12 protein-coding genes are annotated in these 14,548 nt (G+C 52.9%); 11 read left to right on the forward strand and 1 reads right to left on the reverse strand.

What is annotated here, in order from left to right; all coding sequences use genetic code 11:
• The first annotated feature begins 19 nt into the window (after nucleotides 1-19).
• The 3 genes from IAG03_RS00790 to IAG03_RS00800 are packed head-to-tail and all read left to right on the forward strand — an operon-like array spanning nucleotide 20 to nucleotide 3,926.
• Nucleotides 20-1,774 carry a V-type ATP synthase subunit A gene (locus IAG03_RS00790; RefSeq protein ID WP_249317761.1) on the forward strand — a complete coding sequence of 585 codons (1,755 nt, stop codon included), beginning with the start codon at nucleotides 20-22 and terminating at the stop codon, nucleotides 1,772-1,774.
• Nucleotides 1,775-1,822: 48 nt separating this feature from the next.
• Entirely contained in the window at nucleotides 1,823-3,256 is a 1,434-nt protein-coding gene (locus IAG03_RS00795; RefSeq protein ID WP_249317762.1) for a V-type ATP synthase subunit B, read from the forward strand.
• 43 nt (nucleotides 3,257-3,299) lie between these two features.
• Nucleotides 3,300-3,926 carry a V-type ATP synthase subunit D gene (locus IAG03_RS00800; RefSeq protein ID WP_249317763.1) on the forward strand — a complete coding sequence of 209 codons (627 nt, stop codon included), beginning with the start codon at nucleotides 3,300-3,302 and terminating at the stop codon, nucleotides 3,924-3,926.
• Between the two features lie 38 nt (nucleotides 3,927-3,964).
• On the opposite strand, the gene IAG03_RS00805 is transcribed toward IAG03_RS00800, so the two are convergent.
• Entirely contained in the window at nucleotides 3,965-6,319 is a 2,355-nt protein-coding gene (locus tag IAG03_RS00805) for an ATP-dependent DNA helicase (RefSeq protein WP_249317764.1), read from the reverse strand.
• A gap of 1,115 nt (nucleotides 6,320-7,434) precedes the next feature.
• On the opposite strand from IAG03_RS00805, the gene IAG03_RS00810 reads away from it, so the two are divergent.
• From IAG03_RS00810 to purD, 8 genes are all read left to right on the forward strand, one after another.
• Entirely contained in the window at nucleotides 7,435-7,866 is a 432-nt protein-coding gene (locus IAG03_RS00810) for an NfeD family protein (protein WP_249317765.1), read from the forward strand.
• A gap of 42 nt (nucleotides 7,867-7,908) precedes the next feature.
• Nucleotides 7,909-8,811, forward strand: a complete 903-nt coding sequence (locus IAG03_RS00815) for an SPFH domain-containing protein (RefSeq protein WP_249317766.1) — start codon at nucleotides 7,909-7,911, stop codon at nucleotides 8,809-8,811.
• Between the two features lie 278 nt (nucleotides 8,812-9,089).
• Nucleotides 9,090-9,590, forward strand: coding sequence for a 5-(carboxyamino)imidazole ribonucleotide mutase (gene purE, locus IAG03_RS00820; protein WP_249317767.1), 501 nt, complete (start codon nucleotides 9,090-9,092; stop codon nucleotides 9,588-9,590).
• Nucleotides 9,591-9,634: 44 nt separating this feature from the next.
• Entirely contained in the window at nucleotides 9,635-10,669 is a 1,035-nt protein-coding gene (purM, locus tag IAG03_RS00825) for a phosphoribosylformylglycinamidine cyclo-ligase (protein WP_249317768.1), read from the forward strand.
• Nucleotides 10,663-11,307: a phosphoribosylglycinamide formyltransferase gene (purN, locus tag IAG03_RS00830; protein WP_249317769.1), complete on the forward strand. Its 645-nt coding sequence runs from the start codon at nucleotides 10,663-10,665 to the stop codon at nucleotides 11,305-11,307. The genes purM and purN overlap by 7 nt, the downstream gene beginning before the upstream one ends.
• Nucleotides 11,304-12,008, forward strand: coding sequence for an IMP cyclohydrolase (locus IAG03_RS00835; RefSeq protein WP_249317770.1), 705 nt, complete (start codon nucleotides 11,304-11,306; stop codon nucleotides 12,006-12,008). Before purN ends, IAG03_RS00835 begins: the two co-directional genes overlap by 4 nt.
• A gap of 15 nt (nucleotides 12,009-12,023) precedes the next feature.
• The gene (locus IAG03_RS00840; protein ID WP_249317771.1) at nucleotides 12,024-13,202 is read left to right on the forward strand and encodes a phosphoribosylaminoimidazolecarboxamide formyltransferase; all 1,179 of its coding nucleotides are present in this window, start codon (nucleotides 12,024-12,026) and stop codon (nucleotides 13,200-13,202) included.
• Nucleotides 13,203-13,225: 23 nt separating this feature from the next.
• On the forward strand, nucleotides 13,226-14,497 hold the full coding sequence (gene purD, locus IAG03_RS00845) for a phosphoribosylamine--glycine ligase (RefSeq protein WP_249317772.1): 1,272 nt from the start codon (nucleotides 13,226-13,228) through the stop codon (nucleotides 14,495-14,497).
• Nucleotides 14,498-14,548 lie beyond the last annotated feature (51 nt).

The following is a 14,548-nucleotide window of genomic DNA, read 5'->3' on the forward strand; positions in this document are numbered from 1 at the left end:
TCGATCGGAGATGTTTGACTTGGAAAATGTAATATACGGCATTAACGGACCGGTTGTAACGGTAAAACATGCAAAATCGTTCTCCATGCTCGAAATGGTCTATGTCGGGAAAGAGCGCCTGGCGGGCGAAGTGATCGGCATTACCGACGAGCTTACAACCATCCAGGTCTATGAAGAAACAACGGGTTTGCGTCCCGGAGAACCGGTTGAAGGAACCGGAAGCCCGATGAACATTCTGCTCGGACCCGGCCTGCTGAACAATATTTTTGATGGAATTGGGCGCCCTTTAAAAGAAATTGAGCAGCAAAGCGGCGCGTTTATCCCGCGCGGTGTCCGCATCTCACAGCTTGACCCCCAGCAGCTTTGGGAAACCACCATTCTCGTTGCGCCCGGCGACACGCTTTCCGGCGGCGACATCTATGCGGAATGTCCGGAAACGGCAAGCATTACCCACAAATGTATGGTTCCAAACGGAATTTCCGGCGTTGTCAGTCAGGTTTATGCGGGCAGCCGTTTTCGGGTTTTTGACCCGGTGATCGATCTGACCGATTCGTCAGGCACGGTCCATACCTTAAATTTGTGTCAGCGCTGGCCTATTCGCACACCGCGGCCAGTCGCGCGGCGCCTTCCCCCGACACTCCCGCTCATTACCGGACAACGCGTGATCGATACGCTCTTTCCGGTCTCCAAAGGCGGAGCGGCGGCCATTCCGGGCGGATTCGGAACCGGAAAAACCATGACCCAGCACCAGATTGCCAAATGGTGCGACGCAGACCTCATCGTTTATGTCGGCTGCGGAGAACGCGGAAACGAAATGACCGATGTCCTGCACGAATTTGCCGAACTGATCGATCCGAAAAACGGCCGTCCCATGATGGAACGCACCATTTTGATTGCCAACACCTCCAACATGCCGGTGGCAGCGCGCGAGGCTTCGATTTACACCGGCATTACCCTTGCAGAGTATTACCGGGATATGGGATATCACGTCGCCGTTATGGCGGACTCTACCTCCCGTTGGGCGGAAGCACTGCGGGAAATTTCCGGTCGCCTGGAAGAAATTCCGGCAGAAGAAGGATTTCCGGCTTACCTGCCGTCCCGTATCTCGGAATTTTACGAGCGCGCAGGCTTTACCATCAACCGGAACAAAACCGAAGGTTCCGTCACGATTATCGGTGCGGTTTCCCCACAGGGCTCTGATTTTTCGGAACCGGTAACCCAGAACACCCGGCGTTTTACCCGCTGTTTTTGGGCGCTGGACAAGGCGCTTGCCTATCAGCGGCACTATCCGGCCATCAACTGGATGGACAGTTACACCGAATATTTCAGTGACCTTGATCCGTGGTACCAACAGCACGCAGGAGGCGATTTTCCAAAATTGCGGCAGGAAATCGGACGCCTTCTGCAGGAAGAAAATAAGTTGATGGAAATTGTCAAGTTGATCGGCTCCGATGTGCTTCCGGACGATCAAAAACTGATCATTGAAATTGCGCGCGTGATTCGCGTTGGATTTTTGCAGCAGAACGCCTTCCACGCGGAGGACACCTACGTTCCGCTGGAAAAGCAGAAATTAATGATGGAAACGATCCTCTATTTATATCATCAGGCACAAAAGCTGGTTGCCGCCGCAATTCCGATTTCCGGTATTCTCCGGTCCGGAATCTTCGACAAACTGACGAAAATGAAATATGAAATTCCCAACAACCAGCCGGAACGCTTCCGCGCTTACAGGGAAGAAATTGATAAAACCATGGCGGAAATTGCCTCCGCTTAACCGGCAGGGCAGAATTCATAGTTTTACAAAGGAAAGGCAGGACGCTTCATGATTCTAGGCTATCTCGGACTTAAAGAAATCAACGGCTCTCTCGTTGTCCTGGACGGTGTCCGGGACGCCTCCAACGAGGAGGTTGTGGACCTCCGTCTGGAAAACGGTGAAGTCCGGCGCGGAAGAATTGTCCAGATTGCGGGCGAACGTGTTGTGGTACAAATTTTCTCCGGAACCAACGGCATTTCACTTCAAAACACGCGTACCCGGCTTTTGGGAAAACCGATGGAGCTTGCGCTTTCTCCCGAAATTCTCGGCCGCGTATTTGACGGCGCCGGAAACCCCATCGACGGTCTCGGGGACGTTTTCCCGGAAAAGCGGAAAAGCATCAACGGATCCCCGATCAACCCGGTCTCGCGGGAATATCCTCGAAATTTCATTCAAACCGGTATTTCCTCCATCGACGTTCTCATGACCTTGATCCGCGGGCAAAAGCTTCCTATTTTCTCCGGTTCCGGCATGAACCACAATGAGCTTGCCGTCCAGATCGCCCGTCAGGCCAAAATTTCGGGCGACGAAAACAGCAAGTTTGCGGTCGTTTTTGCTGCAATGGGCGTAAAAAATGATGTGGCGGAATATTTCCGCCGCTCCTTTGACGAATCCGGCTCTCTGCAGCGGGTTGTGATGTTCCTCAACCTTTCAAACGACCCGATTATCGAGCGAATCCTCACACCGCGCTGCGCATTGACCGCGGCGGAATATCTCGCCTATGAATGCGGAATGCATGTCCTCGTCATCCTGACAGACATGACCTCTTACGCAGAAGCCCTGCGGGAATTCAGTTCCTCGAAAGGTGAAATTCCCGGACGAAAAGGATATCCCGGCTATCTGTATTCCGATCTCGCCTCTCTCTACGAGCGCGCCGGTATGATTGCGGGAAAATCGGGATCTGTAACACAGCTTCCGATTCTCTCCATGCCAAACGACGATATTACGCATCCGGTTCCGGATCTGACCGGATATATTACGGAAGGGCAGATTGTTCTCGATCGTTCTCTCAGCGCGTCCGGCGTCTATCCGCCGGTGTCGATCCTGCCCTCCCTCTCCCGCCTGATGAAAGACGGCATCGGCGAAGGATATACCCGTGAGGATCACGCCGCGCTCGCCGATCAGCTGTTTGCCGCTTATGCGCGCGTAACGGACGTGCGTGCGCTGTCCTCGGTCATCGGAGAGGAAGAGCTCTCGCCAACCGACAAGACCTACCTGGCGTTCGGCCGTCGCTTTGAGCAGGAATTTCTCACACAGGGATATCACGAAAACCGTTCCATTGTGCAGAGCCTTTATCTTGGATGGGAACTGCTATCCATGCTGCCGCGCAATGAACTCGATCGCGTAAACGATAAACTTCTCGAAAAATATTACGAATCTGCAAGAACCGCTGCACAGAAGAACACCCGCGAGGCTGTCGAGAATGCACTCGAAAATTCCTGACGGTTTTTCTGGCGGTTCCGTATAGAAAAGAGGTGACCGCGCATTGAGCAACGAACTCGCACCGACCAAGGGAAATCTTCTTGCTGTCAAGAAATCCCTCGCCCTGGCCAAAACCGGCTTTGAGCTGCTTGACCGAAAACGAAATATCCTGATCCGGGAAATGATGTCGCTGATCGACCGTTCCAACACGATTCAAAGCCAAATCGACCAGACCTATGCGGCGGCGTATCTGGCGCTGCAAAAGGCCAATATCACGCTGGGTATTTGCAATGCGCTTTCCGGAACGGTTCCGGTCGAGGAAAGCCTGTCGCTTTCTTACCGAAGCGTGATGGGAGTCGAAATCCCGAAGGTCACCATAGATCCCACGCTGGAGCCTGCTCCGTTCGGCCTTTACACTTCCAATACGCTTCTCGATGACGCCTATCTGAAATTTAATCAGGTAAAACTTCTCACAGTCGAGCTTGCCGAAGTGGAAAACAGCGTATACCGTCTGGCCGCAGCCATTAAAAAGACGCAAAAGCGCGCAAATGCGCTGAAAAACATTGTCATTCCGCGCTATACCGCGCTTGTCAAATCCATTTCAGAATCCCTTGAGGAAAAAGATATCGAGGAGTTCTCCCGCATGAAAACTATCAAAAACTATAAACTGAAAAAGAGCGGTCGTGCATAACGCCGCTCTTTTTGGCGTTCAAAACGCTTTCTTCTATTTTATTTGTTTGCATCTTTTTGCGGCGTCTCCCAAAACGAACGAAGCGCCTCCTCGATTTCCTCCGGCCTCCGCAAAAAGCGCAGATGGCTCCAATGCGGCGGAAAAAGCCGCCGGTAAGCCGCCTGCGAAAAACGGCTGTCAATCAGGAGCACTGCGCCGCGATCTGTCTGCGACCGAATGACGCGTCCGGCTGCCTGCAGGACCTTGTTCATTCCGGGGAAGCGATATGCAAAGTCAAATCCCGCACCGTTTACCCCATCGTAATACGCCCGCAGAAGTTCCTGCTCCCGTTCGACCTTCGGCAAACCGGTTCCGATGATCGCAGTTCCAATCAGCGCCTCTCCCGGCAGGTCAATTCCCTCCGCAAAAACGCCGCCAAGCACACAGAAACCTGTCACCGCCTGTTCCTGGTTGCGGAACTGTCGGAGAAACGCCTCGCGGTCGGCTTCCTCCATCCCACCGCTCTGTAGAATCAGGCGATGCTCCGGATACCGCTGGCAAAATACCGCATGGACCGCATTCATATATTGATAGGAAGGAAAATAGACCAGATAGTTTCCCTGTTTCCCGGAAAGGAAGGCATGCAGCAGGTCACAAACCGGTTCAATATTGCGCTCCCGATCTGCATATCGAAGACTGATTCCATCTGCACAGAGCAGCAGCAGATTTTCCTGCGGAAACGGAGACGGCAGCGCATACGACTTCGCGGTCTCCCCGCCGCCCAACACCGACCGGTAATACCCGGGCGGTGCAAGTGTTGCGGAAAATAAAACGGCCGCCCTTCCACGCGCCAGCGCCTGATCATTCAGCGCAGACGGGTCGAGGCATAACAGCGAAACCTGCATGTCTTTGGGTTGCGGAACAACCGTCATGACAAACCGCGCATCGAACAAATCCGAAATTTTGAGAAAAAACCGAACCGCAAAGAACACCGGCAGCACCTCTGCCCGAAGCACATGTTCCCGATTCTTCTCCAGCCATGCACTGCAAGCTGCTGCCAGTTTTTCCAGCGGCTGCAGCAGCGTTTCCGGAATCTCCTCATATTCTGCATATGGCTGTTCTCCGCACGCTTTTTTCAGCGCCAGAAACGCCGTATTGACTTTTCCAAGCGCGCGGAATAACTCTCCTTTGGGAAATTGCTTGCGCAATGCCAAAAACATACTTTTTTGCAAACGTGCGGTATACATTTCCCGCGATCGCGCCACCAGGTTGTGCGCCTCGTCCACCAAAAAGGTATAGGCGCCGGAGCGCTCTGAAAAAAAGCGGCGCAAGTACACAACTGGGTCAAAAAGATAATTATAGTCGCAGACGATGACATCGCACCACAGGGATAAATCGAGAGAGAGTTCAAACGGGCAGACCATCGCTTCTTTTGCCGCGTGTTCCAATTCCTCCCGCGTAAAGGAATCCTCTTTTTGCAAAAGGGAATAGAGCACCGAATTGATGCGGTCATAGTATCCGTTTGCGTAAGGACATTCCTCCGGCGTACAGATGCAGTCTTCCTGAAAACAGATTTTTTCCTTTGCTGTAAGCGTCACACTTTTCAGGTGCATTCCGCCCTCACGCATTTTGGAAAGTGCTTCTGCGGCGCTTTGCCTGGAAATGGTTTTGGCCGTTAAATAAAAAATCCGCTCGGTCTTTCCCTCACCCATTGCTTTCAGCGCAGGAAACAACGTCGAAATGGTCTTGCCCGTCCCTGTCGGGGCCTGACAGAACAACCGCGTTCCTTCACAAACCGCCCGATAGACGACACCTGCAAATGCTCTTTGGCCTGCACGATACGCTGAAAACGGAAACGCAAGCGCACGCAAAGAACGGTCGCGCTGCATACTCCAGTCCCGCAGAAACATTGCCCAGCGTTCATATTGGCGCAGCAAATCCAGATAAAAAAATTCCAATTCCGCCAGCGTATATTCGCGCAGGAATCGTTTGATTTCATGCGTATCCGCTTGATAATATGTTAGCTGCACCTGCATCTCCGAAAGATCCTGTTGCAGTCCATAAAAATAGGCATAGCACATCGCCTGCGCCCAATGCACCGGACAAAAGTCCTCTGTAACCCGATCAAACGGCTGAACCGTTGTCTTGATTTCATCAAGCACAATCATTCCGTCTCTTTCCAGAATACCATCTGCACGTCCCTCAACCGTATAGACAAAATCGCCTAATTCGGTTGTCAGAGAAAGGAAGACTTCTGTTTTTGCATTTTCGCCGTATGCTTTCTGCAGACGCCGATGAATGCGTGCGCCTTCCAACGCACGGTCTGCCCCGCCGCCTTCTCCCGGCGTAATGCTGCCGCTTTGTAAAAGAAATTCTACCAGTTCTCGTACAGACAATTTTACCGAAAACGCCATCTTTCTTCCTCCTTTCCCCATTGTGTGATTCTATGGAGAACGTAATGAAAACGCTCCGTTATGAAGCGGGAAATGTTCAACGCCTACATAGAAAAACAATGCGTCAGCACCACGGCGTTTGGGTTATTTTAGCGCAGCTTCAATGTTCCAATCGCCAAAGCGCAGCTTTGCTGGGGCCAGAATATCTGGCTCTGCGCGATGCGCCAGCACCACGGCGTTTGGGTTATTTTAGCGCAGCTTCAATGTTCCAATCGCCAAAGCGCAGCTTTGCTGGGGCCAGAATATCTGGCCCTGCGCGATGCGTCAGCACCACTGCGTTTGGGTTATTTTAGCGCGGCTTCAATGTTCCAAACGCCAAAGCGCAGCTTTGCTGGGACCAGAATATCTGGCCCTGCGCGATGCGTCAGCACCACGGCGTTTGAGTTATTTTAGCGCAGCTTCAATGTTCCAATCGCCAAAGCGCAGCTTTGCTGGGGCCAGAATATCTGGCCCTGCGCGATGCGTCAGCATTGCGGCGTTTGGGTTATTTTAGCGTAGCTTCAATGTTCCAAACGCCAAAGCGCAGCTTTGCCGGGGCCAGAATATCTGGCCCTGCGCGATGCGTCAGCACCACGGCGTTTGGGTTATTTTAGCGTAGCTTCAATGTTCCAAACGCCAAAGCGCAGCTTTGCCGGGGCCAGAATATCTGGCCCTGCGCGATGCGTCAGCATTGCGGCGTTTGGGTTATTATAACACATCCCCCCTGCTTCCGTACAGAACACCCGCAAAATATCTCCGGATGAAAACGCCAATTATTCTAAATCGGAATATTTTCTCTCAACACACTATGTTATAATACATTTATTCTACTGCAGATCATCTTTTTTTGTATGGAATCAAACTTTTTTCTTCTTTCTGTAGGAATTCCTGCATTGCAGGCCTTGCCCTGACAAAAGGCGGAAGGGAATTGGCCTTTGCTTTTTCGAAAAATTTCGCAAAAAACCACGTTTTTTCTGCATTTTCCTGCAAAAAATGCATTTTCTTTTTTGCGAATCTCGTAAAGCAAATTCACTTTCCTGAAAGCTTTTTGCCTTGTCAGATGATTTTGATTGGAGGTGTCCGATTTGGAGTCCGTTATGCCCTATATTTGGCTCGTCGTCATCGTTCTTTCCATTGTAATTGAAGCCGCTACCGCACAACTCGTCTCCATCTGGTTTGTCGCCGGCGGCCTTGCCGCACTGATCGCCGGAATGTGCGATGCTGCAATCTGGCTGCAAATTCTTCTATTTCTTCTGGTTACCGGAATTGCACTTCTCGCAACCCGGCCGCTGGTCAAACGGATGATGCACTTTAAACGAACGGAAACCAACGCGGATCGATATATCGGAAAAGAAGGCGTTGTAACCGTGTCGATTGATAATATCCAGGGAACCGGCCAGGTTATGGTTCTCGGATCCCACTGGACTGCCCGCTCCGTCGACGGAACGCCGATTCCGGCTGGCGCCGACGTCATTGTAAACCGGATCGAGGGCGTCAAAGTTTTGGTCTCTTTAAAACAGCCCTCTTAAAACGGGGCTGTTGATAAAAATAATATGCAGGAGGAGTTTTTCATGGAGCTGATCATCATCGCCGCTCTGCTGATCCTAGTCATTCTCATCGCAATCGCCAACATTAAAGTTGTCCCACAGGCAAATGCTTATGTACTCGAACGCCTGGGCGCATACCGCTGTACATGGGGTACCGGCTTGCACATTAAAATTCCTTTCATCGACAAAATCTCCCGTCAGGTTTCCCTGAAAGAACAGGTCATCGACTTCCCGCCGCAGCCGGTTATTACGAAAGATAACGTCACCATGCAGATTGATACGGTCGTCTATTTTCAGATTACGGACCCCAAGCTGTATACCTACGGCGTCGAACGTCCGATTGCAGCCATTGAAAACCTCTCTGCGACAACGCTGCGCAACATCATCGGCGAAATGGAGCTGGACAGCACCCTGACCTCTCGTGACGTCATCAACGCCAAGATTCGCGGTATTTTGGACGAGGCGACCGATGCCTGGGGAATTAAAGTCAATCGTGTGGAGCTGAAAAACATCCTGCCGCCGGCGGCCATTCAGGACGCTATGGAAAAACAGATGAAGGCCGAACGGGAACGCCGCGCAAAGATTTTGGACGCGGAAGGTGAAAAACGCAGCGCTATTTTGATCGCAGAAGGCCACAAAGAATCTGCGATTCTCCGCGCGGATGCAATGAAAGAAACGAAAATTCGTGAAGCGGAAGGCGAGGCGGAAGCGATTCTCTCCGTCCAGCGCGCGCTGGCGGACAGCCTGAAGCTGCTCAACGAAGCCAGCCCGAACGAGCAGGTTATCGCTCTGAAGAGTCTGGAAGCGTTCTCAAAAGCGGCTGACGGAAAAGCGACCAAAATTATCATTCCTTCCAACATTCAGTCTCTGGCCGGTCTGGCGACCTCTCTACGGGAACTGGTCACAGATGCGCCGAAAGCGGAATAAGTCAGGTTCACCAAAAACCGGATTTGTTTTGTGTGTGCTTTGACGCGCCACGCTGAATTTTCAAAAGAACCGAAAGAAGCGGTTGAATTTCTTCCGCGAATCCGATACAATGAAAGTATCATCAGGAGTGGGAGGCGTGTTTCATGAATTTTTTGAGAGAAAACGGACACGACGGCCTCCCCATCTCATTATAATCTTTTTGCGGGCTGTTTGCGCAGCCCGCTTTTTGATTTTCAGAGAGACTTCAAACTTCTGGACAAAAAAGGAGCGAAACTGCAATGAACAAAAAGGTTGCCGTTATTATGGGAAGCGACAGCGATTTTCCTGTCGTCAGCGCAGGAATCAAGCGTCTGAAAGCACTTGACATCCCGTTTGAAGTTCACGTGATGTCTGCACATCGCACGCCCGACCGCGCAGCGTCCTTTGCTGTATCGGCCGCAAAAGAGGGCTTTGGCGTTATCATCGCAGCAGCGGGGAAAGCGGCGCATTTGGCCGGTGTTCTTGCTGCCTATACGACCCTTCCTGTCATTGGAATTCCGATGAAAACTTCCGATATGGGCGGTTTGGATTCTCTGCTCTCCACCGTTCAGATGCCTTCCGGCATTCCGGTCGCCGCAGTTGCCATCAACGGGGCGGACAACGCCGCCATTTTGGCTGCCGAAATTCTTGCTGTCACAGACGCTTCGCTTTCTGAAAAGCTTCAGGACATGAAGCGGCAAATGGCAGAATCTGTTGCAAAAAAAGACGCTGCGCTTGAAAAAGAAATTGCAGCGCTTTAAAAGCTCTTAAAAAGCTCTTACGTATTTTAGAGGAGGAACTACGGATGAACAGCTATAGTGCCAGCTACAAGGCTGCCGGTGTCGACGTCACAGCAGGATACCAGGCAGTCGAACTGATGAAACAGCACGTCGCGCGCACCGTAACCCCCGGTGTTCTCAATGGACTCGGTGGATTCGGCGGCGCATTCAAACCGGATTTTGCAGGCATGGAGGAACCTGTTCTCGTTTCCGGCACAGACGGCGTCGGAACCAAACTGCGGATTGCGTTCCTGCTGGACAAGCATGACACCGTCGGAATTGACTGCGTCGCCATGTGCGTCAACGACGTCGTGTGCAGCGGTGCTTCGCCGCTCTTTTTCCTGGACTATATCGCGGTCGGAAAAAACTACCCGGAAAAGGTTGCGCAGATCGTCTCCGGCGTTGCAGAAGGCTGTGTGCAGTCCGGATGCGCGCTTGTCGGCGGCGAAACCGCTGAGATGCCGGGATTTTATCCGGTAGACGAATACGACCTCGCCGGCTTCTGCGTGGGAATGGCCGACCGCAAAAACATGATCGACGGCTCTTCGGTGCAGGCCGGTGACGTTCTAATCGGGCTGCCCTCCTCCGGTGTGCACTCCAATGGTTTTTCTCTTGTGCGCAAGCTCTTCAATATCAGTGAGCGCAACATCAACATGTACATGGCGGATCTCGGCATGACGCTGGGGGAATGTCTTTTGACACCGACAAAAATTTATGTAAAGCCGTTGCTTGCAGCGATGCAGAAGGTCTCCATCAATGCGGTCTCTCACATTACCGGCGGCGGATTCTATGAAAACATTCCGCGGATGCTGCCGAAGGGGCTTTCCGCCAAAATCGAGAAACAATCGATTCCGGTGCTGCCGATCTTCACTTTGATGCAGGCGCAGGGCCGGATTGTAGAGCGCGATATGTACAACACCTTTAATATGGGGGTCGGCATGTGTGTTGCCGTCGCAAAAGAAGAGGCCGACGCTGCGCTCTGCGCATTCCGTACAGCCGGCGAATCGGCCTTTATCATGGGGCATGTCGTCAAGGGGGACGACGGGGTGGAATTATGCTGAAAATTGCCGTCCTCGTTTCCGGCGGCGGAACCAATCTGCAGGCACTCCTTGACGCACAAGCGCGCGGGGAAATTCAAAACGGGCAAATTGCCTGCGTCATCTCCTCCAACCCGGACGCCTACGCGCTGACACGCGCCAAAAACGCCGGAATTCCGGGAGAAACACTTTCCCGAAAGGATTTTCCCTCTGCGGAAGCTTACGATCACGCGCTGCTCGATCTCCTTGACCGGTATCAGACGGATCTCATTGTCCTGGCAGGATTCATGACCATTATTCGGGAACCGATTGTCAATCGGTACAGCGGCAGGATTATCAATATTCATCCGGCGCTGATTCCGGCTTTCTGCGGCAAGGGATACTATGGGCTGCACGTCCATGAGGCTGCACTGGAGCGCGGCGTAAAACTCACCGGAGCAACAGTCCATTTTGTCAATGAGGTCTGCGACGGCGGTCCGATTATCCTGCAAAAAGCGGTTGCGGTCCTGCCGGACGACACACCGGAACGCTTGCAGCGGCGGGTTATGGAGGAGGCGGAATGGAAGCTTCTTCCCCTAGCCGTTTCCCTGTTTTGTGAAGGACGGCTTTCCGTCCAAGGCAACACCGTACAGATACTTGAGCGAAAGGAAGGCACTGCATGAACCAAATTCACGATCTTCTGACCCAAAATACTTATCCGGGCCGCGGCATTCTTCTTGGAAAGAGCGCGGACGGAAACCACGCGGTTATCGCCTATTTTATTATGGGCCGCAGCGAAAACAGCCGGAACCGGATTTTTGTCCCGTTTGAGGCAGGCATCAAAACCGAAGCGTTCGATCCGGCGAAACTCCAGGATCCTTCGCTCATTATCTATGCGCCGGTTCGGGTTTCCGGAAGCGACACCATCGTGACCAACGGTGATCAAACCGACACGATCTATGACTTTCTGGAGGCAGGCGCAAGCTTTGAGGACGCACTGCGCACCCGCACTTTTGAGCCGGATGCGCCGAATTACACCCCGCGAATTTCCGGTCTTGTCAGTCTGCGCAACGGATTTTCCTATAAGCTCTCGATTTTAAAGAGTGCAGACGGAAACCCCGATGCAGTCCGCCGATATTTCTTTGACTATACCCCTGCTGTCTCCGGCGAGGGTCATTTCCTGCACACTTATCGCTGTGACGGCAACCCGATTCCGTCTTTTACCGGAGAACCGGTGCCGGTCGCAATTTCCGGCGATCTCGATTCCTTCACCTCCCAGCTTTGGGAGAGCCTCAACGAAGACAATAAGGTTTCCCTCTTTACCCGCTATATTGACCTTGCAACCGGAGAAACCGAAACCCGGATTCTCAATAAAAATCAATAAGGAGGCGTTACGGCCATGGCGAACGAACTTATGCTCAAATACGGATGCAACCCGAATCAGAAGCCGTCCCGCATTTTCATGAAGGAGGGCGGAGAACTTCCGATTGAAGTTCTGAACGGCAAACCCGGATACATCAATTTTCTGGACGCCTTTAACAGCTGGCAGCTGGTCAAAGAGTTAAAAGCTGCTTTAGGACTTCCTGCTGCGGCATCCTTCAAACACGTCAGTCCTGCCGGAGCCGGCGTCGGCCTTCCGCTTTCTGACACGCTGAAAAAAATCTATTTTGTCGATGATCTCCCGCTCTCTCCGCTTGCCTGTGCCTACGCCCGGGCGCGCGGCGCAGACCGGATGTCCTCCTACGGCGATTTTATCGCGCTTTCGGATCCCTGCGATGCCGAAACCGCCAATCTCATCAAGCGCGAAGTCTCCGACGGTGTGATTGCGCCCGGATACACGCCGGAAGCGCTCGCGATTTTGAAGTCCAAACGCAAGGGCACTTACAATATCATTCAAATTGACGAAACCTATGTCCCGGCTCCGATTGAGCACAAAGATGTTTTCGGCGTCACCTTTGAACAGGGACGCAATGAACTGAAGATCGACGCCTCTCTCCTATCGGAGCTGCCGACCGCCAACAAAACGCTTCCGGAAGAAGCGAAACGAGACCTCGTGATTGCCCTCATCGCCCTGAAATATACACAGTCCAACTCCGTCTGCTATGCAAAGGACGGACAGGTTATCGGTGTCGGTGCCGGACAGCAGTCCCGCGTGCACTGCACAAGACTTGCCGGAAACAAAGCGGATAACTGGTATCTGCGTCAGCATCCGAAGGTGCTTGCCCTACCGTTTAAAGCGGACATCCGCCGTCCGGACCGGGACAACACCATTGATGTCTACATCGGAGAAGAATATGAGGACGTTCTCCGCGACGGTGCCTGGGAGCTTTTCTTTACGGAAAAGCCGGAACCGCTTTCCCGTGAGGAGAAACGCGCATGGCTGCAAACACTTTCCGGTGTCTCGCTGGGCTCCGACGCCTTCTTCCCATTCGGCGATAACATCGAGCGCGCGCACAAGAGCGGCGTCGCCTACATCGCACAGCCCGGCGGATCCATCCGGGACGACAATGTCATTGAAACCTGTGACAAATACGGAATCGCAATGGCATTCACCGGAATTCGTCTGTTCCACCACTGAGTTTTGCAGAGGAGAAAAGCACCATGAAATTACTGGTTATCGGAAGTGGCGGCCGGGAACATGCGATCATTCGCAAGCTTCTCGAAAGCCCCAAGGTTCAAAAAATTTACTGCGCGCCCGGAAATGGCGGGATTGCCTGTGACGCAGAATGTGTTCCGATTTCCCCAATGGATCTGGACGGCGTAGTCCGGTTTGCAAAAGAACAGGAAATCGATCTTGTGTTCGTTGCGCCGGACGACCCTCTCGCTGCGGGAATGGTCGACGCGCTGGAAGCCGCTGGAATCGCTGCTTTCGGGCCGTGTGCAGCGGCTGCTGAAATTGAAAGCAGCAAAGTTTTCTCCAAAAATCTGATGAAACAATACGGCATCCCCACTGCGGATTATGCGGTATTTTCTGATCCGGCTGACGCGCTGCGGTATATCCGCGAGCAGGGCCGCTATCCGACTGTAATCAAAGCAGATGGGCTGGCGCTTGGAAAAGGCGTTCTGATCTGTACTGACGAAAAACAGGCCACAGCCGCGCTGCATTCTATCATGGAAGACAAAGTCTTTGGAAATGCCGGAAGCCGTGTGGTTGTGGAAGAATTTCTGACCGGGCCGGAGGTTTCTGTCCTTGCGTTTACCGATGGAATTGTGATGAAACCGATGGTCGCCTCCAAAGACCACAAGCGCGCGCTGGATCACGACGAGGGGCTCAACACCGGCGGAATGGGAACCATCAGTCCGAACCCCTACTATACGGACGCGATCGCAAAGGAATGCATGGAAACGATCTTCCTGCCCACCATGCACGCCATGAACGCAGAGGGTCGCACCTTCCGCGGCTGTCTCTATTTTGGTTTAATGCTCACGCCGGACGGCCCGAAGGTGATCGAATACAACGCGCGTTTCGGCGATCCGGAAACGCAGGTCGTCCTGCCGCGTCTGAAAACAGATCTCGTCGAGATTTTGCTTGCAATTATCGAAAACCGACTCTCTGACCTGGAAATTGAATGGAAAGACGGCGCTGCCGCCTGTGTCGTCATGGCGTCCGGCGGATATCCCGGCTCATATCGGAAAGGAATTCCGATCACCGGCCTTTCTGCAGACGGTCAGCTTTCTGACAGCGACGCCGTGGTTTACCACGCTGGGACAGCGCAAAAAGACGGCGCTTTCCAGACTGCCGGCGGTCGGGTGCTTGGCGTCACGGCATGCGGTGCAACACTCGACGAGGCGCTGCAAAAGGCGTATGACGGGGTCTCCAAAATTCATTTTGACGGCGCGCACTATCGTCACGACATTGGGAAAACCACCTGATTGCAGCCTGTATCCTTTCTGATTCCACTGCACCGCACAGCCGCGGTGTCC

The organism is Yeguia hominis, from assembly GCF_014384705.1.
Taxonomy (GTDB): domain Bacteria; phylum Bacillota; class Clostridia; order Oscillospirales; family Acutalibacteraceae; genus Yeguia; species Yeguia hominis.